20 protein-coding genes are annotated in these 22,425 nt (G+C 71.2%); 13 read left to right on the top strand and 7 right to left on the bottom strand.

The annotated features are described in order from the left end of the window. Positions 1 to 10: 10 nt before the first annotated feature. Positions 11 to 2,743, bottom strand: coding sequence for a cation-translocating P-type ATPase (locus H1W00_RS11290; protein WP_181755792.1), 2,733 nt, complete (start codon positions 2,741 to 2,743; stop codon positions 11 to 13). A 116-nt stretch (positions 2,744 to 2,859) separates the two neighbouring features. Beyond that, on the bottom strand, positions 2,860 to 3,318 hold the full coding sequence (locus H1W00_RS11285) for a DUF7144 family membrane protein (RefSeq protein ID WP_181755791.1): 459 nt from the start codon (positions 3,316 to 3,318) through the stop codon (positions 2,860 to 2,862). A gap of 167 nt (positions 3,319 to 3,485) precedes the next feature. Between H1W00_RS11285 and H1W00_RS11280 the strand changes: the two genes are divergently transcribed. From H1W00_RS11280 to H1W00_RS11265, 4 genes are read left to right on the top strand one after another with little or no spacing between them, the layout of a single operon-like run. Continuing rightward, the gene (locus tag H1W00_RS11280) at positions 3,486 to 3,923 is read left to right on the top strand and encodes a DUF7144 family membrane protein (protein WP_181755790.1); all 438 of its coding nucleotides are present in this window, start codon (positions 3,486 to 3,488) and stop codon (positions 3,921 to 3,923) included. Positions 3,924 to 3,957: 34 nt separating this feature from the next. Further along, complete coding sequence (locus tag H1W00_RS11275) at positions 3,958 to 5,055, top strand: AI-2E family transporter (protein ID WP_181755789.1); 1,098 nt, start codon at positions 3,958 to 3,960, stop codon at positions 5,053 to 5,055. Beyond that, entirely contained in the window at positions 5,039 to 5,953 is a 915-nt protein-coding gene (locus H1W00_RS11270) for a YhjD/YihY/BrkB family envelope integrity protein (protein ID WP_181755788.1), read from the top strand. The genes H1W00_RS11275 and H1W00_RS11270 overlap by 17 nt, the downstream gene beginning before the upstream one ends. Before the next feature lie 52 nt (positions 5,954 to 6,005). After that, a complete protein-coding gene (locus H1W00_RS11265) occupies positions 6,006 to 7,289 on the top strand; it encodes a hypothetical protein (RefSeq protein ID WP_181755787.1) in 1,284 nt (427 codons plus the stop codon). Here the strand turns inward: H1W00_RS11265 and H1W00_RS11260 are convergent. Genes H1W00_RS11260 through H1W00_RS11250 form a run of 3 tightly spaced genes read right to left on the bottom strand, consistent with a single transcriptional unit; the run spans position 7,240 to position 8,537 of the window. Further along, a complete protein-coding gene (locus H1W00_RS11260) occupies positions 7,240 to 7,785 on the bottom strand; it encodes a potassium channel family protein (RefSeq protein WP_181755786.1) in 546 nt (181 codons plus the stop codon). The genes H1W00_RS11265 and H1W00_RS11260 overlap by 50 nt on opposite strands. A gap of 3 nt (positions 7,786 to 7,788) precedes the next feature. Then, positions 7,789 to 8,061, bottom strand: a complete 273-nt coding sequence (locus H1W00_RS11255; protein ID WP_181755785.1) for an SHOCT domain-containing protein — start codon at positions 8,059 to 8,061, stop codon at positions 7,789 to 7,791. Positions 8,062 to 8,099: 38 nt separating this feature from the next. Continuing rightward, entirely contained in the window at positions 8,100 to 8,537 is a 438-nt protein-coding gene (locus H1W00_RS11250) for a DUF6325 family protein (protein ID WP_181755784.1), read from the bottom strand. A gap of 218 nt (positions 8,538 to 8,755) precedes the next feature. Here H1W00_RS11250 and H1W00_RS11245 point away from each other — a divergent pair, with 218 nt between their 5' ends. The 4 genes from H1W00_RS11245 to H1W00_RS17085 all read left to right on the top strand — a co-directional run bounded on the left by H1W00_RS11245 (position 8,756) and on the right by H1W00_RS17085 (position 14,151). Further along, the gene (locus tag H1W00_RS11245) at positions 8,756 to 9,022 is read left to right on the top strand and encodes a hypothetical protein (protein ID WP_181755783.1); all 267 of its coding nucleotides are present in this window, start codon (positions 8,756 to 8,758) and stop codon (positions 9,020 to 9,022) included. Beyond that, positions 9,019 to 9,249 (top strand): hypothetical protein, encoded by a 231-nt coding sequence (locus tag H1W00_RS11240; RefSeq protein ID WP_181755782.1) that lies wholly within the window; start codon positions 9,019 to 9,021, stop codon positions 9,247 to 9,249. Before H1W00_RS11245 ends, H1W00_RS11240 begins: the two co-directional genes overlap by 4 nt. Before the next feature lie 2 nt (positions 9,250 to 9,251). Further along, positions 9,252 to 11,396 carry a winged helix-turn-helix domain-containing protein gene (locus H1W00_RS11235; protein WP_181755781.1) on the top strand — a complete coding sequence of 715 codons (2,145 nt, stop codon included), beginning with the start codon at positions 9,252 to 9,254 and terminating at the stop codon, positions 11,394 to 11,396. A gap of 103 nt (positions 11,397 to 11,499) precedes the next feature. Continuing rightward, positions 11,500 to 14,151 (top strand): winged helix-turn-helix domain-containing protein, encoded by a 2,652-nt coding sequence (locus H1W00_RS17085; RefSeq protein ID WP_181755780.1) that lies wholly within the window; start codon positions 11,500 to 11,502, stop codon positions 14,149 to 14,151. 27 nt (positions 14,152 to 14,178) lie between these two features. Here the strand turns inward: H1W00_RS17085 and H1W00_RS11225 are convergent, their stop codons facing one another. Then, on the bottom strand, positions 14,179 to 16,602 hold the full coding sequence (locus H1W00_RS11225) for an arylsulfatase (protein WP_276568729.1): 2,424 nt from the start codon (positions 16,600 to 16,602) through the stop codon (positions 14,179 to 14,181). Positions 16,603 to 16,681: 79 nt separating this feature from the next. Between H1W00_RS11225 and H1W00_RS11220 the strand changes: the two genes are divergently transcribed. From H1W00_RS11220 to H1W00_RS11210, 3 genes are read left to right on the top strand one after another with little or no spacing between them, the layout of a single operon-like run. Beyond that, the gene (locus tag H1W00_RS11220) at positions 16,682 to 17,653 is read left to right on the top strand and encodes a formylglycine-generating enzyme family protein (RefSeq protein WP_181755779.1); all 972 of its coding nucleotides are present in this window, start codon (positions 16,682 to 16,684) and stop codon (positions 17,651 to 17,653) included. A 9-nt stretch (positions 17,654 to 17,662) separates the two neighbouring features. Further along, a complete protein-coding gene (locus tag H1W00_RS11215) occupies positions 17,663 to 18,472 on the top strand; it encodes an aldo/keto reductase (protein ID WP_181755778.1) in 810 nt (269 codons plus the stop codon). Between the two features lie 14 nt (positions 18,473 to 18,486). Beyond that, the gene (locus tag H1W00_RS11210; protein WP_181755777.1) at positions 18,487 to 19,956 is read left to right on the top strand and encodes a glycosyltransferase family 39 protein; all 1,470 of its coding nucleotides are present in this window, start codon (positions 18,487 to 18,489) and stop codon (positions 19,954 to 19,956) included. 6 nt (positions 19,957 to 19,962) lie between these two features. On the opposite strand, the gene H1W00_RS11205 is transcribed toward H1W00_RS11210, so the two are convergent. Further along, positions 19,963 to 20,619: a Pr6Pr family membrane protein gene (locus H1W00_RS11205; protein WP_181755776.1), complete on the bottom strand. Its 657-nt coding sequence runs from the start codon at positions 20,617 to 20,619 to the stop codon at positions 19,963 to 19,965. 154 nt (positions 20,620 to 20,773) lie between these two features. Here H1W00_RS11205 and H1W00_RS11200 point away from each other — a divergent pair, with 154 nt between their 5' ends. Both H1W00_RS11200 and H1W00_RS11195 read left to right on the top strand, forming a co-directional pair. Next, a complete protein-coding gene (locus tag H1W00_RS11200; RefSeq protein ID WP_181755775.1) occupies positions 20,774 to 21,622 on the top strand; it encodes an ATP-binding cassette domain-containing protein in 849 nt (282 codons plus the stop codon). Next, positions 21,619 to 22,407, top strand: coding sequence for an ABC transporter permease subunit (locus tag H1W00_RS11195; RefSeq protein ID WP_181755774.1), 789 nt, complete (start codon positions 21,619 to 21,621; stop codon positions 22,405 to 22,407). Before H1W00_RS11200 ends, H1W00_RS11195 begins: the two co-directional genes overlap by 4 nt. The last annotated feature ends 18 nt before the right edge of the window (positions 22,408 to 22,425 follow it).

Below are 22,425 nucleotides of genomic sequence, written 5' to 3'. Positions count from 1 at the left end.
CGGTGACGGGTCACGCCTTCGCGGTGCGACGGCTGCGGAGCACGAGCTTCACGATCTCCTCCACGACCACGAGCGAGGCGGCGAGACCGATGCACGTGCACCACTGCTCGAACGTCATCGCGGTGGTGCCGAAGATGCGCTGGAGGAAGTCCAGCGAGGTGATGAGGACGATCGCGAGCAGCGCGATGCCGTACCGGCGCAGCTGGGTCACCGCGGGCACGGCGTCCCGGTCGAAGATCGTGTTCTCCTGGTCGCGGCTCAGCAGCGCACCGGCCAGGTGGAACAGCGAGAGCGTCGTCAGCAGCATCGTCGCGCCCAGTAGGGCGTCCTCCCAGTCGGCGCCGATCTGGTAGGCGGCGAGCGATCCGGCCGTCATCACGGCGCCCTGGATGCACAGCCGGATCCAGTTCGCCCGCGACAGCACGGGCGCACCGACGGGGCGCGGCGGGCGGGCCATCAGCCCGCGCGCCGGCTGGTCGAAGCCGAGCGCGATCGCCAGCGGGATGTCCACGACCATGTTCAGCCACAGGATCTGCAGCGGGTTCAGGGGAGCGCCGTCGGCGATGCCGATGACCCCGGCGACGAGGAACACCGCGATGTAGGCCACGAGCGTCGACATCTGGAAGCGCAGGTACTTGAGCAGGTTGTCGTACAGCGTGCGGCCGTACGAGACCGCCTCGACGATTGTGGCGAAGTTGTCGTCGGTCAGGATCATGACGGCGGCCTCCTTGGAGACCTCCGTGCCGGTGATCCCCATGGCGACGCCGATGTCGGCCGTCTTCAGCGCGGGCGCGTCGTTGACGCCATCGCCGGTCATGGCGACGACCTCCCCTTTCTGCTGCAGCATGCGGACGAGTCGCACCTTGTCCTCGGGCGCCACGCGGGCGACGACGCCGATGTCGTCCAGGCGGCCCATCAGCTCCTCGTCCGACATCGCCGCGAACTCCGCGCCGGTCACGGCCTGCCCGGTGATGCCGAGCTCCTTCGCGATCGCCGCGGCGGTGGAGGCGTGGTCACCGGTGATCATCCGCACGCGGATCCCGGCGTCGCGGCACTCGGCGATCGCGGCCCTCGCCTCGGCCCGCGGCGGGTCGACGATGCCGACCATCGCGAGCAGCGTCAGGTCGTGCACGTGCTGGATGAGGTCGCCACCGGCGCGCACGACGCCCGGATCGAGATCGCGCTGGGCGACGACCATGACCCGCTCGCCGGCAGCGGCGATCCGGTCGTTCGCCTCGAGCGCGAGGTGACGGTTGTCGTCGGTGATCGGCACGACGGATCCGTCCGGACGGCGCAGGGTGGTGGCCCGGTCGATCAGCACGTCCGGGGCGCCCTTGACGTAGCAGCGCACCACCGCCGAGCCGTCGTCGGCGGTCATCTCGTGGAAGGTCGCCATGAACTTGTACTCGGAGTCGAACGGGACCTCGGCGACGCGCGGGTGGGCCGCCCGGGTCTCGGTGATGTCGAGGCCGCCCTTCGCGCCCAGCACGATCAGTGCGCCCTCGGTGGGATCGCCGATGAGGCCCTCCCCGTCGAGCACGGCATCGGCGCACAGCACCATCGGCAGCAGATAGGGGGCGAGGTCGAAGGCGCCGCTGCCGACGTGGCTGATCTCGCCGGTGGTCGCGTAGCCCTCGCCCGACACGGTGAACCGGTGGTGGCCGGGGATGACGAGCTCGCGCGCCGTCATCTTGTTGAGCGTCAGCGTCCCGGTCTTGTCCGAGCAGATCGCCGAGGTCGAGCCCAGCGTCTCCACGGCGGGGAGGCGCTTGACGATGGCGTGACGGTTGGCGATCTCGCGCGTGCCCATCGAGAGCAGGGCCGTCACGACGGCGGGCAGGCCCGTCGGAATCGCGGCCACCGCCAGCGCCACGCCGGTGATGAACAGGGTGTCGAACGACTCCCCGCGGGCCAGGCCCAGCAGCAGGACGAGCAGGAGAGCGATGCCGGCGATGCCCGCGATGATCTTCGACAGCGAGTCGAGCTGCTTCTGCAGCGGCGTCTTGCCGATCGAGGTGCCCGCCAGCAGGTTGGCGATGTGGCCGATCTCGGTGGCCATCCCGGTGGAGGTGACGATGAACTCGCCGCGGCCCCGGGTGACGGCCGTGTTCATGTAGACCATGCAGGTCCGATCGCCGAGGGGCACGTCGGTGCCCTCGACCGGGCGGTCGGACTTGCCGACGGGGAGGCTCTCGCCCGTGAGGGCGGCCTCCTCGATCTCCAGCGTCGCGGCCAGGGACACCCGGCCGTCCGCGGGGATGCGGTCGCCGGCCTCGACCAGGACGATGTCGCCCGGGACCAGCTGCTCCGCGTCGACCTCGATCGCGCGATCGTCACGGCGGACCCGGGCGATCGTCTTCATCATCTGCGACAGGGCCTTGACGCTTGCCTCGGCCTTGGCCTCCTGGCGCAGCCCGATCACGGCGTTGAAGACCGTGAGACCCGCGAGCACCACCGTGGTGCCGGTCTCCTGGGTGACGACCTGGTTGATGAGCGCCGCGGCGAGCAGGATGACCTGCATGAAGTCCTGGTACTGCCGCAGGAAGGCCCGCCATCCCGGCTCGGCCGTTCCCTCGTCCAACCGGTTCGGACCGACGCGGTCGAGCCGGGCCGCGGCCTCCTGCTCGCTCAGTCCCGTCGCCGGGACGACGCCCAGCGCCAGCGCCACGCGGGAGGCCTCGGCTCCGACCGGATCGAGGTCGGTGGGCAGCAGGTCGGTCGTCGTGCGCTGATCCGTGGTCATGGGGTCCTCCCGTCGCCGCGAACGAGGTCGCGGGGCTGCACCGTTCGCCCGAGCATGGGCGCGGCGCCTGCCCGGCGCCTCACCCGCGACGGGTGAGGGCGCCGCGGCAGGACCGGCTACGCGTTGCGCAGCTCGTCACCGTGCACGATGACGGCCCAGATCACCAGGAGGCTGATCGTGACCATCAGGACCGACCAGAACGGGTAGGCGGCCATGAAGGCGAAGTTCACGATGACGCTCAGCATGGCCACCAGGACCGCCACGATGCGGGCCCAGGTGGCGCCCGACATCAGCGAGAGGCCGGCGAGCGCGACGATGATGCCGCCGATCAGGTGGGCCCAGCCCCAGGCGGTGTAGTCGGCGTTGACGACCAGGCCGCTGCTGGCGACGACGAAGTACTCGTCCTTGAACAGGGCCACGAGGCCGGTGATCGCGTGCAGGACGCCCAGGAGCAGGAGCATGAACGCGGCGAAGTAGACCCAGCCGGCCCAGCCGGAGACGGACGACGGCTGGACGGTCTGGTAGTCGGAGGAGGGGGTGGTGGCGGGCCCGGCGGGCTCTGCGGTGCGGGACATGATGGTGCCTTTCTGGTGAGGCTTCCTCCAGTCTTGGAGCCTCCGCGAGCCGCCTGCCTCACCCCTCACGGATGATCCGCTCACCGGCCCATGGGCGCTTGCATGTCAGGAAGGACCACACGGCCCCGGCCGAAAGGTCGCCACCGACGTGACAAGGACGCAGCGACATGACCACAGCGCGCACGACCCCACGCAGCTCCGGGGGAGCAGCCTTCGGCCTCATCGCATTCGCCGCGGTGATGATGATCATCATGGGCATCTTCCACGTCTACATGGGAGTCGTGGCCATCGCGAAGAGCGAGTTCTACGTCAAGGCGCCGGACTACCTCCTCGAGATCGACGCGTCGACATGGGGCTGGATCCACCTCGTCGCCGGCGTGATCATCGTCCTCGCCGGATTCGGGATCTTCTCCGGGAAGGGCTGGGCCCGCGGGGTCGGCATCGCCCTGGCGGCGGTCAGCATGATCGTGAACTTCGCGTTCATCCCGTACTACCCGATCTGGTCGCTCCTCGTGATCGCGATCGACGTGTGCATCATCTGGGCGCTCGTGGACCGGGGGACCGAGTTCGGGCCACGGAACGACTCCTCCCGCGGCCTGATGTGAGGGACGGCAGAACCACGACCGCACGGAGGCCCGCATGAGCATCGATGGCGACCCGGGCTCCCGGGTGTCCGGCCGGACCGTCTCCGGCGTCCTCACGCTGGTCGTCGGTATGGCTGCGCTCACGATCGTGCTCGGCGGCGTGCACGCCGTCTCCGGCCTGATCGGACCCGTCTTCCTGGCGTTGGTGCTCACGGTCACCGTGCACCCGATCCGCCGGCGCCTGGAGAAGACCCGGCTGCCCGAGTGGGCGGTCTCGCTCACGATGCTCCTGTCGGCCTACCTGCTGATCGTCCTGATGACGCTGGCGCTGATCGTGTCGGTCGCGCAGCTGGCCGCCCTGCTCCCGAAGTACACGGCCGACATCACCTCCACCATCGAGGAGACCCTCACGGGCCTCGAGCAGCTCGGCGTCGACCAGGCGCAGATCGACAAGGTCGTGCAGGCGCTGGATCCCTCGCAGCTCGTCGGACTCGTCGGCTCCCTTCTCGCCGGGGCGCTCGGTGCCCTGACCGACGTGTTCTTCCTCTTCACGGTCCTGCTGTTCATGGCGTTCGACACCAACGGCGCCCGGGAGAACCTGAGGATCCTCGGGTCGCGCTTCGGCGATCTCGTCGAGGCGCTGGCGCACTTCGCACGCGGCACGCGCACCTACATGGCCGTGGCGGCGATCTTCGGGCTCATCGTGGCCGTCATCGACGGTGCCGCGCTCTACGCCATCGGGGTGCCCGGCGCGTTCGTGTGGGCCGTCCTGGCCTTCGTCACGAACTTCATCCCGAACATCGGCTTCGTCATCGGCCTCGTCCCGCCCGCGGTCATCGCGCTGCTGGAGGACGGGCCGGGCCTCATGCTCGCCGTGATCGCCATCTATTGCGTCGTGAACTTCGTGATCCAGTCGATCATCCAGCCGCGGATCGTGGGGGAGAGCGTCGGACTTTCGCCGACGCTGACCTTCCTGTCCCTCGTCTTCTGGGCCTGGCTGCTGGGGCCGGTCGGGGCGCTGCTGGCGGTGCCGCTCAGCCTGCTGATGAAGGCCCTGCTGGTCGAGGCCGATCCCCGGCTGTCGTGGGCGCTGCCGCTGATCTCGGGGCATCCGTCTCCTCGGGACGACGGCGATGATGAGCCACGGGGTTGACGAGGACGGGTCGCCGCTCGCGGGCGTGCTGGAGCGCCGCGTCGACGCGGTCGTCACCCGTCTGCCCGCGTGGGCCAAGGGGCCGGTGGACTGGTTCCTCTCGTCGTGGATCGGGCGGACGCTCCTGCGGGTGGCCGGCGCGTGCGTGCGTGTGGAGATCTTCGACCGGGCCATGACGATCGCGGCGCAGTTCTTCAGCTCGATCCTGCCGCTGCTCATCGTCGCGGTGACGTTTCTGGGAGCCGGCTCCGACCAGATCTCCGACGTCGTCGGGGCGACGGGATCGTCCGAGGAGCTGATCGACGAGGCCGTGCGCGGCTCGAGCGAGGCGGCCTTCGGGGTGGCCGGGGCACTGCTCGTCCTGGTCTCGGCGACCAGCCTGTCGCGTGCGCTGACCCGCGCCTTCGCCGTGGTCTGGCAGGTCGACCGGCCGCGGATGACCCTGCGTTCGACCTGGCGGTGGTTCGCCGTGGTCGTGGTTCTGCTCATGGCCGTGGTCGTCGTGCAGAACCTGACCCAGCGCGCCGGGGTGTTCCCGCCGCGGTTCCTGTGGCCCGCGGCGCTCTCGCTGGCCACCGACGTGCTCGTCGCGGTCTTCGTGCCCTGGGTGCTGCTGGCCGGGCGGGTGGCCGCGCGGTGGATGGTCCCGGGAGCCGTGGTCTTCGGCGTCGTGATGATGGTGGTCCGGCCCGCCGCCGACGTGTGGCTGCCGTGGGCCCTCGACGTCAGCGCCGAGCGGTACGGGCCGATCGGCATGGCGTTCACGTACCTGGCGTGGCTCTACATCGTGGCCTTCGTCTTCATCGGGACCGCGGTGATCGGCCAAGTGGTGGTGAGCGACCGCGGCCGAGCCGGGATCTGGCTGCGCGGTGACCACGGACTCACCCAGGAGGCATGATGCCCGCCACCGCGGACACCGCAAGACTCGCTGGAGCGGAAGGAAGATCCCGATGACCCAGGACACCGTGCAGGAACCCCATGCGCCCCTCGATCCCCGAAGGCCCGACGACACGTCGCGCGGCCGCTCGGTGGCCGCCGTGCTGTGCCTCGTGCTGGCCGCAGTGCTCACCACGCCCGCGGCGATCGCCTACTGGGGCCAGCGCACGCTCAACGACGGCGAACGGTACGTGGAGACCGTGGGCCCGCTCGTCCAGTCGCCCGAGGTCCAGGAGGTGCTCGCCACCCGGGTGACGACCGCCATCACCGACCAGGTCGACGTCGAGAGCCTGCTCGAACAGGCCTTCGCGGGCCTCGCTGACGAGGCACCGCGGCTCGAGCTTCTGGCCGCGCCCCTGTCCGCCGCCGTCAACGGGGCCATCGAGCGGCAGGTGCGGGCGTTCCTGGCGTCCGACGCGTTCGAGGACATCTGGCTGCGCCTGAACATCCGCGCGCAACAGGCGTTCCAGCGGATTCTCGAGGGTCGCGACGAGGGAGCGGTGTCGTTGCAGGGTGACGACGTCGTTCTGGACGTCTCCGAGGTGATCGACGAGGTCAAAGCCCGACTCGTCGACCGGGGGATCACCTTCGTCGAGAACGCGCCGATCCCCGAGACCGACCGGCAGATCGTGCTGATGGAGGCGCCTCGCGTGCAGCAGCTGCGGACGATCTACGCCTTCAGTGACCCGGTGGCGCGCTGGGCGCTGCCGGTCGTCGGTGCCCTGTACCTCGGAGCCATCGTCCTGGCCAGGCGCCGGCCGCGCATGACCGTCGCCGTCGGTGTCGCCATCGCGGTGAACGCGTTCGTGCTGGCCATCGCGCTCGCCATCGGCAAGCAGCTGTTCGCCGACGCACTCGCGGAGACGTCGTTCGGGCCGGCGAGCACCGCGTTCTACGAGACCCTGCTGGCCTACCTCGAGCAGGGACGCCAGGTCGTCCTGCTGCTCGGCCTGACCCTGGTGGTCGCCGGCTGGTTCGCCGGGACGACCCGCTCCGGGATCGCCGTGCGCCGAGCGGTCGGTGGAGGCCTGGAGCAGGCCGGGGCCACCGTCCTGGGGGAGCGGCTCGGCCTCGGCTGGCGGTGGGTCACGGAGAACGTCGCGTGGCTGCGGATCGTGGCCGTCGGCCTCGCCGTGGTCGTGCTCGCCTGGGGCAACGACATCTCACCCGAGCGGTGGTGGTGGTCCCTCGCGCTGGCCCTCGTGCTGCTGGCCGTGCTGCAGGTGCTGGCGGGTGCCGGGCGCGTGGTCAGGCCGCAGGATCCGGCCGCTCGTCCCGGGCCGACAGTCCCCGCTTAGCCGCCGAGGCGAAGATCCTCACCACGGCGCCGAGGACCACCAGGTCGAGGATCATCTGCACGGTGACCGCGATGCGCATCGCCTCGGAGTGCGCCACGATGTCGCCGAAGCCGACCGTGACGAAGGTCGAGACGGTGAAGTAGAGGGCATCGGTGCGGTCGAGCTGCTGGCTGAACGCGTCAGGGTCGCCCAGCGACGCCGAGAGGTACCCGCGCGCGAAGATCAGCAGGAAGACCGGGATCGCCAGGGCCAGAGCCTCCACGGCGCGGATCACCGGGAAGTCGGACCGCACGATGATCGGCACCTGGATCGCCACCACGCCGGCGAAGACGCCCAGCGAGACGAAGAACCACGGCAGATCGGTCCCGGCCTCCTGGGCGGGCACCAGGTAGTAGGCCGTGACGAGCACCGTCACGGCCACGACGACGCGCGCGGTGGCGCGCCGGACGAGGGCCCAGGCCTCGCGTCGGGCGGGGTCAGGCCGCGGGCGGATCATGGCTCACATCTGAGCGAGGATCCGTGCCTTCTGTGCGGCGAACTCCTCGTCCGTCAGCGTGCCGGCCTCGTGGAGACGGCCCAGGTCGCTCAGCAGGGCGATCGGATCTCCCGCGGGGGCGGCGGGAGCAGCTTGCGGGGAGGGAGGGCGGCCTCGTAGGCGGGCGGCGCCTGCCGCCCAGCGCGACGCCTGCCGGCGCGACACGCGGTTCGAGACGGCGGTGGCCGTCCCGGCGATGGCCGCCGTTCGGGCGACGCCCCTGATGAGTCCTGGCATGGTCCTGCTCCGTTCGGATGGGTGGGGTTCGGTGGATCTCAGCTGGCTGCTTCGGCGGCGTCCAGCGCCTCGGCGAGGTCGTCCAGCGGGATGAACCCCGCCGCGACCAGTTCGGCACCACTGCGCCGCAGGGCACTCACGAACGGTGCGGCCCAGCGGTTCTCGTAGAGCAGCACCGCGGCGGCGCTGCCCGGGGTGAGGACGTTGCCCGCCTCGCGGAGGTCGTCCTCGCCCAGCAGGTCCGAGGACGCTCCCTCGAAGATGGCCAGGTCGAGCTCGCCGTCACCGTCGAGGTCGGCGATCGCCAAGGCGCTGATCGTGCCGTCCTCCGCCTTCATCACGAAGGCCAGGTCCAGGACCCGGACGGTCCCGCGTTCGGTGAGCGCGACCAGCTCGCGCAGGCCCTCACCGGTCATCTTCGCGCCGGGATACTCCACGACCAGGTAGCCGACCGGTCCCCATTCGACCTCGTCCATGACGATGCCGCCTTCCCTTGTGACTGAAGGACGCGCGGTGGTGCGCGTCCCGCTCACGGTAGGAGCCGCGCCCCCACCGGGGCCTCATCCTGCGGGGACGAACCGGGACCCTCACGCAGCGCCGTGCCCGCCACGAACTCATCTGGTCGTGACGATGAGAAGCAGTGGTGAGACGAGCCACACTGCATCCAGGAGAGCACCGGTCTGGAGGTCGGCTCATGACGAAGGAACGCCCGCAGAAGCAGGTGTTCGAGGTCCGGATCGAGGGCAGCGTTCCCGACGACGTCCTGCTCGAGCTGACGGACATCCAGGTCGTCACCCGCGAGCTGCGCACCTCGGTGCGGGCCAGCATCCGCGACCAGGCCGAGCTGCACGGCTTCCTCGCCCTCCTGCGCACGTACGGGCTGGAGGTCGTCGAGGTGCGGCGGATCGTCGTCCCCGAGCAGGGCTCCGGCGAAGACCAGACGGAGGGAGAACAGCCGTGACCGACCGCGACACGCCTGCCATGGAGTTCGAGCTGACGATCGACGGAGGACTCGGGCCCGTCCTGCAGAACGCGCTCGGGCCCGAGTGCGAGACACGCACCCGCACCTACACGACGCTCCTTGCTGAATCGACCACCGACCTCGGAACCCTGCTGGCAGCGCTGCACGAGCACGGTCTGCGGATCGAGTCCGTCTTCGTCGTGGGACCGCCCGCCGCTAGTCTCTGAGCATGACTGGAGACCCGGCAGCGTCCGGGGCGGGAGTCAGCCGCAGCACGATCATCGAGGCCGCGCGTGCCGGGTCCTACCGGGTCGTCGGCGTGACCGCCCCGGCCGGCTACGGCAAGTCCATCCTGCTGTCCCAGTGGGCCGCAGCCGAGCGCCGCGTCGTCGCGACCGTGAGGCTCGACCGCTCCGACGACGACGTGGAGCAGCTGCTGAGCGTCCTGGCGACCGCGTTCTTCGATGCGGTGCGCACGCCCGAGTCGTCCCGGACGACCACGGCCCCCGGTGCCTGGGTGGTCGGGGCCCACCGGCTCGCCGCGGCGATGAGCGCCTGCCGGCGACCCTTCGTGCTCTTCGTCGACGACGTCCAGGTGCTGCGGTCGCCCTCGTGCCAGGAGGTCCTGCGCATGGTGGTCGCGGCGGTGCCCTCGGGCTCGCAGGTCGTCACGGCGAGCCGGCACTCCCAGCCCCACCTGTCGCGGCTGCGGGCCGGCGGAGACGCCGCGGAGCTCACGAGCCGCCAGTTGGCGTTCGGCCCCCGGGAGGCACGCGCCCTCTTCGCGCACGCGGGCGTCGAGCTCGACCGGGAGGAGGCCGAGCGTCTCGTCACCACCACCGAGGGGTGGCCGGCGGGCATCGCCCTCGCCGCGCACGGGGGTCTGCCTTCTCCCTCCTCCGTCCGCGGCGACCACCGGGCCATCGCGGACTACTTCGATGCCGAGGTCCTGGCCCCGCTGACTCCGGCGCTCCGCGAGTTCCTGCGACAGTCCGCGATCCTCGACCGCCTGGGCGGGGGCGTCTGCGATGCCGTTCTCGGGCGCCGGGACTCGGCCGCGCGGCTGCGCGAGGTCGAGTCCACCGTCCTGTTCGTCACGCCCGTCGGGCCCGGCCGGAGCTGGTACCGCCATCACCGGCTCTTCCAGCAGTTCCTCGTCGCCGAGCTGCAGCGCGAGGACACCGAGGTCGTCAGGGACCTGCACGGTCGCGCGGCCGGCTGGTTCGAGCAGTCCGGAGCTCCCGAGGTCGCCGTGGAGCACCTGCTGACCACTCACGAGCACGACCGCACCGCCGAGCTCGTGGCATCGACAGCACCCGCATCGCTGGGTGCGGGCGAGATCGCCACCGTCCAGCACTGGCTCACCGCGCTCGGGGACGAGCAGATCGCCGCCCATCCGCGTCTCGCCGTCGTCCAGGGCTGGGTCGCGACCCTGACGGGACGTCCCGCCGCCGCCGAACGCTGGCTGGCCCACCTCGAAGGGCAGACCCTCGAGGCCGAACGGGCCCCGGAGGTCGCGATCCTGCGTTCGGCGATGTGCCCCGACGGCCCGGACCGCGCCCTGAAGGACGCCCGACTCGCCGTGCAGGGCTTCGAACGATGGAGCGGCCGGCGCACGGTGGCACTCGCGCTGCGCGGCGAGGCCCACCTGCTGCTCGGCGAGTCCGACGAGGCCGTGGAGTGCCTCGAGCGGGCGGCGCTCGAAGCGCAGGAGGAGGGCCGCCACGACGTCGTCATGGGCACGCGGGCGACCCTCGCCTGGATCGCGATGGACCGCGGCGCCTGGGACGAGGGGGCCGATGACGTGCGCGGCTGTCTCGCGGCACTCGCGGCGATGCGGTCGGCGCTGCATCCCTGGGCACTGCTCGCCCACGCCGCGTCGGCGCGGGGGCACCTGCGCCGCGGCGACTCCGCGTCCGCCCTCCGGGACCTCGAGTCGGCGGTCGCCGCGCGAGGGGTGAGCACCTACGCCCGGCCCTTCCCCGCGGTGAAGGGCCGCCTGGAGGCCGCGAAGCTGCTCTGGGCCACGGGGGACCACGCGGGCGCTCGCGCCCTGGTGCGCGAGCTCCACGACATCTTCCGGGAGCGCCCCGACCTGGGTGTGCTGCGTGGCGAGTTCGACGGGTTCATCGAGATGATGCAGGGCGGACCCGAGCCGGGTCGCGACACCGTCACCGCACCGTTGACGCCGGCGGAGCTGCGCGTGCTGCCGTACCTGCAGACGCACCTGACCATCGCCCAGATCGGTGAGCGGCTGTTCGTGTCCCGCAACACGGTGAACTCCGAGATCGCCTCGATCTACCGCAAGCTCGGGGTGTCGAGTCGTGGCGACGCCGTCACGAGGGCGACCGTCCTGGGCCTGCTCAGCGAGTGACGGACCTCATCAATCCCAGGCATCACACGGGCTTCATACGATTCGTGTGATCTGACGCCGATTCGCGGTCACTAGCGTGCTGGCAGGGGAGGCGAAAGTTATGGTGACACGCGCTTCGAACGACCCGTCCGATCATGATCCGCCTCGCTATCCGCCCTCCTACGGGGGATGGCCCGGAATTCCCGAACGCCCGCGCCAGTTCGTCTCCCGGCCACGACTGCTCGACCGGTTCGACAGCGAGCCGACCGCAGCGCTGACCCTCGTCAGTGCTCCCGCGGGGACGGGCAAGACCGCCCTCGTCGCCGACTGGGCCTCCACCCGCGTGCCCGGACGGCTGGAATGGATCACCTTCGATCCTGGTGACGTGCTGTGGCCGTCCTTCACCGAGGCCCTCGAGCGGCTGGGGATCGCGGTTCCACCGTCATCACCGCCCTCCGACGAAGCGGGTCTGGATCCACAGCTGCGCCGCGACCTGGCCCTCGCGATCGCCTCCACGTCCGATGCCGTCACCCTCGTGATCGACGGCTACGAGGTGAGCTCGTCGAGCGTCGCCACCGACCTCGACTTCCTGCTCCGACACTCCGGGCGTCGCCTGCGCCTGGTGCTGCTGACCCGGTCCGATCCCGTCCTGCCGCTGTACCGGTACCGGCTGGAGGAGTCGATGACCGAGATCAGGATGGCCGATCTCGCCCTGGACGACCACGAGGCGGCCGGGCTCCTGAGCCAGATGGGCGTGACCCTCACGAGCGAGTCGGTGCACGAGCTCAACGCCCGTACACGCGGTTGGGTCACCGGCATGCGCTTCGCGGGAAGGCTGCTGCTCGACCACGACGACCCGGACGCCGACATCGGCCAGGTGATGGGGGAGAGCGGCAGCATCGCGGAGTACCTCATGGGCGAGGTCCTGGCCGATCTGTCGCCCCGTGACCTGGACCTGCTGATGGCGCTGAGCGTGCCCGACGTCATCGAGCCGGGACTGGCACCCACCCTGGCCGGCGACGGCGCCGACCGGGCGCTGTCGTCGCTCGCGCACGTGAACGTCTTCCTCGAATCCGTGCCCGACCATCCCGAGCACTACCGCTTCCACCCGTTCCTCCGAGACCTGCTGCGGGCCGAGCTGGGCTACCGGTCGCCGGAGACCTGGAGGCTGCTCCAGGGCAGGGCCGCGCGGTGGTACGCCGCACGGGGGACGCTCGCGACGGCAGCTCGCCACCACGCGTCGATCGAGGCGTGGGAGGACGTCGCCCGGCTCGTGGCCGATCACGATGCGTGGGCGGAGCTGCTCCTGGCCGACCCGACCCACCCGCTCGTCCAGGTCGTGCTCACCGTGCCGGCCGACGTCGAGGCACCCGCGGCCGTCCTGGTCCGTGCGACGCTCGCACTGGCCGAGCGCGACGAGGAGCGGTTCGACGCCGAGATGGCCCGATTCGCCGTCGATGGCGAGGGGAGTCTCGACCCCGACCTGGAGCGAGCACGGGCACTGCTGCTCGCACTCCGCGGTCGCGAGGTGCCCGACCCGGTCCGGGCACGTGCCCTGGCCGACACCGCGGAGGAGGCGAAGCGGGACCACACACGTCGCGACTCGGCGCTGGTGCCGCTCGCGCTCGCGACCAAGGGCATCGCCCAGGTGCGTCAGGGGCTCACGGCGGACGCGCGGTTCAGTCTTCGCGCGGGCGCCGTGGCCGCCGATCGCAGTGGCTCGGCTCCGCTGATGGTCGAGTGCCTCGGGCTGCTGGCGCTCGTCTCGTGCTGCGAGGGAGACCTGACACCTGCCACGTCCGCCGCGGCGCACGCGGTCCGTGCGGCCCGCGAGGCCGGGCTCACCGTCGAGGACCGGTCCGGGGCCGCGGAGATCGCGCTGGCCTGGGTCGCCGTCGAGCACTTCGACCTGCGCGCGGCCACCGATCACCTCCAGGCGGCCGAGTCCTCGCGCTCCGTCCTTTCCGATCCCGCCTCGCGCACGCTCCTCGCGCTCGTGAGGTCGAGGCTCCGCGCCGCTCAGGGCGACCGAGGTGCCGCCATCAGTGGCGTCACCGCCGCCCTCGACGGACTCCCGGATGCCGATCGCTGGCTCGCCGCGCGCCTGCGCGTCGAGCTCGCTGCGTGGCTCGTCGCCCGGGGCGACGAGCAGTCCGCCCGGGACGCGGTGGAGGGCGTGGACGAGCCCTCGGTCTCCGCTGCCCTCGCGCTTCTGCGGGCGCAGGTGGACCTCGCCGCGGGCCACGACGTGTGCGCGGCCGTCGCGATGGCGGAGGCGCGCGACCCCGCAGCCCCCGTCGCCGTTCGCGTCGCCGCGTCACTCGCGGAGTGCGCACGGCTGCTGCGTGGCGGAGCCGGAGCGCAGGCCCAGCGGGCGGTGACGGAGGCGTTGGTCCTCGCCCGCCCGATCACCCTCCGGCGGCCCTTCCACGAGGCCCCGGCGCCGGTGCGCCAGCTCGTGCTCCAGGACCGACAGCTCGCTGCGGCGCACGCCTGGCTGTTCGATCGGTCCGGCGCGCCGATGAACCGTCCAACGACCCGACGGCCGTCGGAACCGGTCGAGCGGACCGCGCCGGTGGAGCAGCTGACCGAGAAGGAGACGGAGGTCCTGGGCCACCTCGCCGCGCTCCTCACGACCGAGGAGATCGCCGCGGAGATGTACATCTCGGTGAACACCGTGCGGACCCACGTCCGGAACATCCTGCGCAAGCTCGGCGTCTCCCGCCGCAACGCCGCGGTCCGCATCGCTCGCGAGCTCGAGCTGCTCCCGCGCTGACTCCGATCCTCCCTCGAGGTCACCTGCTCACTGCCGCGCCAGCACGATGCGCAGCATCTCCTCGGGGGAGAGGTGATGGTCCGCGTCCTGGGCGTCCTCGCCGACCGCGATCTCCACCCAGTGCACCTCGCCGCTGAAGTGGTTCGGCACGGGATAGTCGTCGGCCACCAGCGCACCGTCCTCGCGTCCGACATCGCACGTGTCGTCCGCGGAGAAGATCATCGCGGCGGTGGCGTCGACCCTGCCCTCGCCGACCTCCTCCCCGTTCACGTACAGGCGAACGGTGCCGCCCTTGCCCAGGCCCGGACCCTCGTAGTCGAACTCCATCCGCACCTGGTGACGCCCGGCGGACAACCTCGTCTCGCTGCCGACGTAGAAGCGATGGATGCCGAACAGGTTGTAGCAGTACCGCAGGCAGCCGTCCTTCACGTACAGGGTCCAGCCGCCGATGCTGCCACCCTGGGCGATGATCACGCCGTGGGCGTCGTCCTCCACCGTGACCTCGGCCGTGACGGCGTGGGACGCGTTCTTGATGCTGACCACCGAGTGCTCGGAGAGACGTCCCATCCCGGCGTAGAGCCGCTGACGGTTGCCGCGGACGAGTTGGGGCCGGCCGCTCACCTCCGGCGACAGGCGCTCCGCTGCTCGATCGTCCAGCGGCAGCACCTGGTGGCGCACCGCCTCGATGAGGAAGAGTCGTTGCAGCTCGTGCAGCTTCTCGGGGTGCGTCTGTGCCAAATCCTCGCTCTGGGTCCAGTCGGTGTTCGTGTCGTAGAGCTCCCAGACGTCGTCGTCGAAGGCGGGCACGTCCTCGCCGATCAGCAGCCACGGGGTCTTGTGCCGCGTGACGGCGGTCCACCCGCGGTGGTAGACCCCGCGGTTGCCGAACATCTCGAAGTACTGGGTCTCGTGCCGGTCCGCGGCGGTCCCGTCGTCGAACGAGTACCGCATGGAGACCCCCTCCATCGGCGTCTGCTGCACGCCGTGGACGAAGGTGGGCTCGGCCAGCCCGGCCGCCTCGAGGATGGTCGGGGCGACGTCGATGACGTGGGCGAACTGGGAGCGCACGGCTCCGGCGGCCGTGAACCCGCGCGGCCAGTGCACGATCGCTCCGTTGCGCGTGCCGCCGAAGTGCGAGGCGACCTGCTTGGTCCACTGGTACGGGGTGTCCATCGCGTGGGCCCACCCCACCGAGTAGTGGCTGTAGGAGTCGGGGCCGCCGAAGTCCGCCAGCTTCGACATGAGGAACTCCGGTGTCTCCAGCGCGGCCGCACCGTTGAAGTTGATCATCTCGTTGTAGGTGCCGTTCATGGTTCCCTCGGCCGAGGCGCCGTTGTCTCCGATGATGTAGTAGATCAGCGTGTCCTCGAACACCTCGAGGTCCTCGAGCGCGTCCAGGAGCCGGCCGACGTGGTGATCGGTGAACTCGAGGAAGGCGGCGTAGACCTCCATCTGGCGGCGCAGCACCGGCTTGAGCTCGTCGGGCATCTCGTCCCACGCGGGGATCTCGGCCGGGCGGGGCGTGAGCTGCGCGTCGGCGGGGATGACGCCGATCTGCTTCTGCTGCGCGAAGATCTCCTCGCGCAGGACGTCCCAGCCCGCGTCGAAGCGCCCGGCGTACTTGTCGATCCACTCGGCGGGCACGTGGTGAGGAGCATGCGTGGCGCCCGGGGCGAAGTAGGCGAAGAACGGCTTGTCGGGCATGAGCGACTTCTGCCGCCGCATCCACCCGATCGCCTTGTCGGTCATGTCGCCCATGAGGTGGTAGCCGTCCTCAGGAGTGCGGTCGGGCTCCACGGGGGTCGTGCCTTCGTAGAGCGCCGGGTAGAACTGGTGCGCCTCGCCGCCGATGAACCCGTAGAAGTACTCGAAGCCGCTTCCCGTGGGCCAGTTGTCGAACGGGCCGAGCGGGCTCGTCTCCCACACCGGGACCTCGTGGCACTTCCCGAACTGGGCCGTGGAGTAGCCGTTGAGCTTGAGGATCTCCGCCAGCGGCGCACAGGTGTTGGGACGTCGCGAGTCATAGCCGGGTGCGGAGGTCGCGATCTCGGTGATGCCGCCCATGCCCACCGTGTGATGGTTGCGGCCGCTCAGGAGGGCGGCCCTCGTCGGTGAGCACAGCGCCGTCGTGTGGAACCGGTTGTACTTCAGCCCGGCCGAGGCGAGGCGTTCGGCGTGAGGCGTCGCGATGACGCCCCCGAAGGCACTCGAGGCACCGAACCCGACGTCGTCGAGCAGCACGACCAGTACGTTCGGCGCGGTGCTGGGCGGGCGGATGGGCCTGATGGGCTCGTGGCGCGTGTCCGGGTCCTTGGCGTCGTAGGTGACCAGCCCGACGGGTGCCCGATCCGGCACCGGGAGCACATCGCGTCGCATGGCGTCCTCGTTCGGTTGCATGGGCAGACCCGTTCCGTCGGGGACCACCCGCGTGCGGCGGTCGATGACTGCCATCGTGTCCCCGCAGGACCGGGGTCTCGTCATCCACCTGGGATGATTCGACGCCGCGGTCGGGCGTCCGAGGATGGCACACATGAGCCACGAAGGCCTCGCACCCTGCTGCGTCCCGGGGCTTCCGGGGGCGTCCTCGAAGCACCGCGACGTCGAGCTGCTCCCACCCGTCGGGGGTCCTCGGGGCGTGCGGCAGGTCAGCGTCCCGGGCGGCGTGACCTCGATGGGTGACCCGTTCGGCGACGGGGACCCGAACGACGGCGAGACGCCCGTCCACCCGGTGCGGCTGCACGACTTCTCGATGGACGCCACCGCCGTGACCAACGACGCCTTCGCGGAGTTCGTCGACGCCACCGGCCATGTCACCGACGCCGAGGACCTGGGGCTGTCCGCGGTGTTCGAGGCGTCGTTCGCGGGCGACCCGCGCGACGTGCTCGGACGCGCGGCCCGCACACCGTGGTGGCTGGTCGTGGAGGGAGCCACCTGGCGTGCACCGGAGGGTCCCGGCTCCGACCTCTCCGACCGTGGGGACCACCCCGTCGTCCAGGTCTCGTGGAACGACGCGCGCGCCTATGCCGCCTGGGCCGGAAAGCGACTGCCGAGCGAGGCCGAGTGGGAGTACGCGGCGCGCGGTGGGACGGAGGGCCGGCGGTACCCGTGGGGTGACGAGCTGAAGCCGAGCGGCGAGTGGAGGTGCAACATCTGGCAGGGCGTCTTCCCGTCGATCAACCACGGTGACGACGGCCACCTGGCCACGGCGTCGGCAGCGGCCTTCGAGCCGAACGGGTACGGACTGCACCAGATGGTGGGCAACGTCTGGGAGTGGTGCGCCGACTGGTTCGACGCGCGTTACTACGAGGAGTCGCCCCCGACCTCACCGACGGGACCCGTGTCCGGGACGGCCCGGGTCATGCGTGGCGGGTCCTTCCTCTGCCACGACTCCTACTGCAATCGCTACCGCGTGGCCGCACGCTCTCGCAACACCCCGGACTCGGCGTCCGGCAACCTGGGCTTCCGCTGTGCCAGCCGCGCCGAGGGGCCCGAGTCGCCCTAGAGTCGAGCCGTGAGCCTCGCACTGCCTCCCGTCGGTTTCGGAACGTACAAGCTCAACGGCCTGAGCGGCGTGGACGCGGTCGTCTCCGCGCTGCACACGGGCTACCGCCTGCTGGACTCGGCAATGAACTACGAGAACGAGGGCGCAGTCGGCACCGCCGTCCGCCGCTCCGGCGTCGACCGTGACGAGGTCGTCGTCACCTCGAAGCTCCCCGGTCGGCACCACGCGTACGACCTCGCGGTGACGTCCATCGAGGAGAGCGTCCTGCGCACGGGCCTGGACCACCTCGACCTCCACCTCATCCACTGGCCCAACCCGTCGCGCGACCTCTACGTCGAGGCGTGGCAGGCGCTGGTCGACGCGCAGCAGCGCGGTCTCGTGTTCCACATCGGCGTCTGCAACTTCCTGCCCGAGCACCTCGACCGGCTCGAGCGGGAGACGGGGGTCCTTCCCGCGGTGAACCAGATCGAGCTGCACCCCTACTTCCCCCAGGTCGACGCTTTGGCGCACCACCGGGAGCGAGGGATCGTCACCCAGGCGTGGAGCCCTCTCGGCCGCAAGAGCGACCTTCTCGAGAACCCGGAGGTCGTCGACGTCGCCCGCCAGCACGGGATCACCCCGGCGGAGGCCGTGCTCGCCTGGCACGCCGCGGTGGGCACGGTGCCGTTGCCGAAGGCCTCGTCGGTCGAACGACAGCGGCAGAACCTGGCCGCCGTGGAGCTCGAGCTCGACAGGGCTGCGGTGGAGCGGCTGACGGCGCTGGGCCGTCCCGACGGGCGCCTGTTCGACGGGGATCCCGCCACCCGCGTCGAGGACTGAACGGGACCCACACCATGACGACGCCGCGCGCCGTGATGCTGGTCGTCCTGGCCGCCGTGCTGGTGCGACTGCCGTTCCTCGCGGTCCTGCCCGGACCGGACGAGGCGGGTCTGCTCCTGGTCGGTGGGCAGTGGGACCCCGGGGACTCGCTGTACGGCGACTTCTGGGTCGACCGGCCTCCGCTGCTGATCGCGTGGGCCGAGCTCGCGGCACGCACCGGGGGAGTCGTGGCCCTGCGCCTCGTGGGCCTGGTGGCGGTCGTCCTGACGGTCGTGGCGTGCGCCGCTGCCGCGGGTCGCCTGGCCGGCCCCCGCGCCGCCCGCTGGGCCGCGGTCACGGCGGCGATCCTCACGGTGAGCCCCTGGCTCGGTGCCGAGCGGGTCAACGGCGAGCTGCTCGCCGCCCCGTGGATCGCTGCGGGGATCTACGCGGCGGTGCGCGCCGTCGAGGACCCCAGACCGCGATGGGCCCTCGCCACGGGAGCGGCACTCGCGGGTGCCGTCCTCACGAAGCAGAACCACGCGGACGGCGCTGTCTTCGCGCTGGTCCTGCTGGTCCTGACCGTCACGGCGGGAGGTCTCCGAGCCCGCGAGGCCGTGCGACTGGCCGCCTGGGCCCTCGCCGGTGCCGTCCTGCTGGCCGTGGCGGCGGTCCTGGCCGCGTGGGCCCGTGGCACGGACCCGGTCCAGCTCTTCGACGCGCTCTTCGCGTTCCGCCTCCGAGCCGCCGACGTGATGGCCAACGACCCTCCGGGTGCCAAGGGCGGCCGGCAGGCCGAGATGCTGGGCCGCGCCGCGCTCGGCGGTCAGCTGATCCTCGTGCTCGGCGTCCTCCTGGGTCCGCTCGCCGACCGCTTCCGGTCACCCGCGGCCCTCGCCGCCGCGGCGGCCCCCGCGTTCGGCTGCCTCTCGGTGCTCGCCGGTGGGAGCTGGTGGAACCACTACCTCGTCGAGCTGGCCGCACCCGTCGCCGTCGGAACCGGCCTGATCGCGGCTCGCACCCGGATCGTCGTCCCCGCCGTCCTCGGGTACTCCGCGGTGGCCGCGGTGATCGGCGCGATCGTCGTGCTGCCGGCCGTCGACACGGTGGACGGACGCGTCGGGGCCGGCCGGATGATCGCCGCGTCCGCCGAGGTCGGCGACACGGTCGTCAGCGCGTGGGGCCGCCCGGACCTCGTCCTGGCCTCAGGACTCGACTCGCCCTACGCACACCTGTGGAGCCTGCCGGTGCGCACCGACGACTCCGCGCTCGAGGAGTTCTCCCGCGTCGTCTCCGGCGACGACGCACCGACGTGGCTCGTGATGAACGGGTCGCTGAAGGGTTGGGGGATCACCAGCGGTGCCGCGGATCGGATCGTCGACCGACGGTACCGCCGCCTCACCGGCGTCTGCGGACTCGACGTGCTGCTGCGCCGCGACGTCCAGCGGGTCACACCGACCGTGCCGGACGACGTCCGCTGCGAGCCGCCCACCGTGCTGCGCTGACGCGAGTCACGTGTCGAGGCGTCGGTCCAGCCACGTCAGGGCGGCCAGGCACACCGCGACCAGCAGGGCGATGCCGGCGCAGGCGATCGCCACGTTCGTCACTCCCGAGGTCCCGACGTCCAGGAACGGGTAGGGGTACCAACCGGTCGTCCACCCGACCAGCAGAGTGGCCACGAGCCAAACGACGGGCCAGGCGAAGGCCACGAGCGTCGCGCGACCATCGATGCGGCCGCGTGGGCCGAACACCACCCAGCCGACGACCGCCAGGGCCGGCACCGCCAGGTGCAGCAGGCGGTCGGCCACGAGGCTCGCGCCGTCCAGCTCCAGCAGCGGACGCAGCAGGAAGAAGTGCACGAGTCCCGTGACCGTGATGCCCATGACTCCGGCGAGGCGCAGCGCACGCCACCACCGACCGTCGGCCCGAGGATCGCGCACGAGGACGATCACCGACACGAGGACCAGCAGGTTGCTCTGGATCGTGAAGTAGGCGACGAACCGCGCGAGTCGGATGGGCAGGTCCGGGCGCTCGGTCTCGACCAGGACGGAGGCGCCGCTGAGGACCAGCCCCAGCTGGAGGAGCAGGGCCACGAGTGCGGTCGCGGCGGTCAGTCCGTGCCAGGCGCGCGGCAGCGCGACGGATCGTGCGGATCGCGTTGCGTCCACCGGGGGTCCCTCGCTCTCGGTCTGCGGCGCCGAGGCCGAGTGGACCGTCGATGCTCATGCTTCGGCCCGAGTCTGGCAAAGCGCCGGGGAAGTCGTGCCTCCGGGATGCGTGCAACCGCATGACGATCCGGGACGGACGCCCGATGATGTTCAGGTGACGTCCGAACCCGTGGTCCGCGCGACAGCCCTGACGAGGGTCTTCGACGACCGCGTCGCCGTCTCCGATCTCGACCTCGTCGTGGGGAGGGGGCGGGTGCTCGGCGTCCTCGGGCCCAACGGCTCGGGCAAGTCGACGACCGTGCGGATGCTGACCGGCCTGCTCCGGCCGACCTCGGGCACCGTGGAGCTCTTCGGCGAGGCCGTGACTCCCGAGTCGGCGCCGCGACTGCGTGCGCGGATCGGCGTCCAGACCGAGGCCAACCTCTACCACCGGCTGACCGTCGCGGAGAACCTGCGCACGTGGGGTGCGCTGCACGGACTCAGTCCTGCCGCCACCGAGCGGCGTCTGTCCGAGGTGCTCGAGGTCGTCGGCCTGTCCGACCGCCGTGACAGTCCCGTCGGCTCGCTCAGCAAGGGCCTGCGTCAGAAGGCCAAGATCGCGCGGGCCCTGCTGCCGGGGCCGGAGCTGATCTTCCTCGACGAGCCGACCGCGGGCCTCGACCCCGAGGCGGCCCTCGACGTGCTGGGTCACCTCGCGAAGCTCCGCGCCGACGGGGACACGACGATCGTCCTGTGCACCCATCAGCTGCACGGCCTGGAGCAGCTGTGCGACGACGTGGTCATGCTCGATCGAGGACGCGTCGTGGCGGCCGGCGAGGTCACCGAGCTCGTGGCTTCGCACTGGCCCGACCGCGAGTACGTCATCCGCGTGTCGGAGCGCGAGGTCGCCGAGCGGGTCGTCGCCGGGCTCAGGGCGGAGGGAGTCGCCGTGCCCGATCCCGAGAGCACGGCGCCCTCGCTGCACGACCTCTACTTCGCGCTGCTGGCAGGGGAGGAGGCGTGAACGCCGGCCGGGTCCGCGCGCTCATGACGAAGGACTGGATCGAGCTGCGCCGCAACCGCCAGACCCTGCTGCCCATCGTGATGCTGCCGATCGTCTTCGCGCTGGTGCTGCCCGCCACGCTCATCGCGGCCACGAGCCGACCCGACGCGCTGGCGCGGCTCGACTTCCTCACCTCCTACCTCGACGGCCTGCCGCCCCACGTGGCCGCCGACCCGACCCGTGCGGTCGTCGAGTACTTCATGGCGCCGATCTTCCTGATGATCCCCGTCGTGATCGCGACGGTGCTGGCCACCGCGGCGTTCGTGGGGGAGAAGGAGCGCGACACGCTCGAGGGCCTGCTCTTCACGCCGCTCACCGACCGCGAGCTCGTGATCGGCAAGATCCTCGTCTCGTGGGTGCCCGCGGTGCTGGTGACCTGGCTGTCCACCGCGCTGTTCACCGTGGTCGTCTCCGCGTTCGCCCGCCCCTGGCAGCACGGCTGGTCCTTCCCGACCGGAACGTGGCTCGCGCTCGTCGGCGTGATCGCCCCGCTGGTGTCGTTCTTCGCCATCGGCTGTATCGTCCTGATCTCGCACCGCGCCTCGACGCTGCAGGGCGCCCAGGCCGTCGCCGGACTGCTCGTGCTGCCCGTGATCATCCTGATCATGTCGCAGGCGGCGGGGGCCCTGGCCTTCGACGGGAGGGTCGTCGTGGTGGTCGGCTTGCTCTCCCTGGTGGGCGATCTCGTGGTCTTCCACCTCGCCGTCCGTCGCTTCGACCGGGACCGCGTGGTCACGCGACTGTGACCCTTTCGTGGTGTGGCA

It is taken from the genome of Aeromicrobium phoceense, assembly GCF_013868155.1.
Lineage (GTDB): Bacteria > Actinomycetota > Actinomycetes > Propionibacteriales > Nocardioidaceae > Aeromicrobium > Aeromicrobium phoceense.
The sequence above is the reverse complement of the archived record's forward strand: the minus strand, read 5'-3'. Positions and strand labels throughout refer to the sequence as shown.

Excerpts from the sequence above, each read along its gene's own strand:
- H1W00_RS11290 (WP_181755792.1), bottom strand. The coding sequence starts at position 2,743 with ATGACCACGGATCAGCGCACGACGACCGACCTGCTGCCCACCGACCTC.
- H1W00_RS11285 (WP_181755791.1), bottom strand. The coding sequence starts at position 3,318 with ATGTCCCGCACCGCAGAGCCCGCCGGGCCCGCCACCACCCCCTCCTCC.
- H1W00_RS11280 (WP_181755790.1), top strand. The coding sequence starts at position 3,486 with ATGACCACAGCGCGCACGACCCCACGCAGCTCCGGGGGAGCAGCCTTC.
- H1W00_RS11275 (WP_181755789.1), top strand. The coding sequence starts at position 3,958 with ATGAGCATCGATGGCGACCCGGGCTCCCGGGTGTCCGGCCGGACCGTC.
- H1W00_RS11270 (WP_181755788.1), top strand. The coding sequence starts at position 5,039 with ATGAGCCACGGGGTTGACGAGGACGGGTCGCCGCTCGCGGGCGTGCTG.
- H1W00_RS11265 (WP_181755787.1), top strand. The coding sequence starts at position 6,006 with ATGACCCAGGACACCGTGCAGGAACCCCATGCGCCCCTCGATCCCCGA.
- H1W00_RS11260 (WP_181755786.1), bottom strand. The coding sequence starts at position 7,785 with ATGATCCGCCCGCGGCCTGACCCCGCCCGACGCGAGGCCTGGGCCCTC.
- H1W00_RS11255 (WP_181755785.1), bottom strand. The coding sequence starts at position 8,061 with ATGCCAGGACTCATCAGGGGCGTCGCCCGAACGGCGGCCATCGCCGGG.
- H1W00_RS11250 (WP_181755784.1), bottom strand. The coding sequence starts at position 8,537 with ATGGACGAGGTCGAATGGGGACCGGTCGGCTACCTGGTCGTGGAGTAT.
- H1W00_RS11245 (WP_181755783.1), top strand. The coding sequence starts at position 8,756 with ATGACGAAGGAACGCCCGCAGAAGCAGGTGTTCGAGGTCCGGATCGAG.
- H1W00_RS11235 (WP_181755781.1), top strand. The coding sequence starts at position 9,252 with ATGACTGGAGACCCGGCAGCGTCCGGGGCGGGAGTCAGCCGCAGCACG.
- H1W00_RS11225 (WP_276568729.1), bottom strand. The coding sequence starts at position 16,602 with ATGGCAGTCATCGACCGCCGCACGCGGGTGGTCCCCGACGGAACGGGT.
- H1W00_RS11220 (WP_181755779.1), top strand. The coding sequence starts at position 16,682 with ATGAGCCACGAAGGCCTCGCACCCTGCTGCGTCCCGGGGCTTCCGGGG.
- H1W00_RS11210 (WP_181755777.1), top strand. The coding sequence starts at position 18,487 with ATGACGACGCCGCGCGCCGTGATGCTGGTCGTCCTGGCCGCCGTGCTG.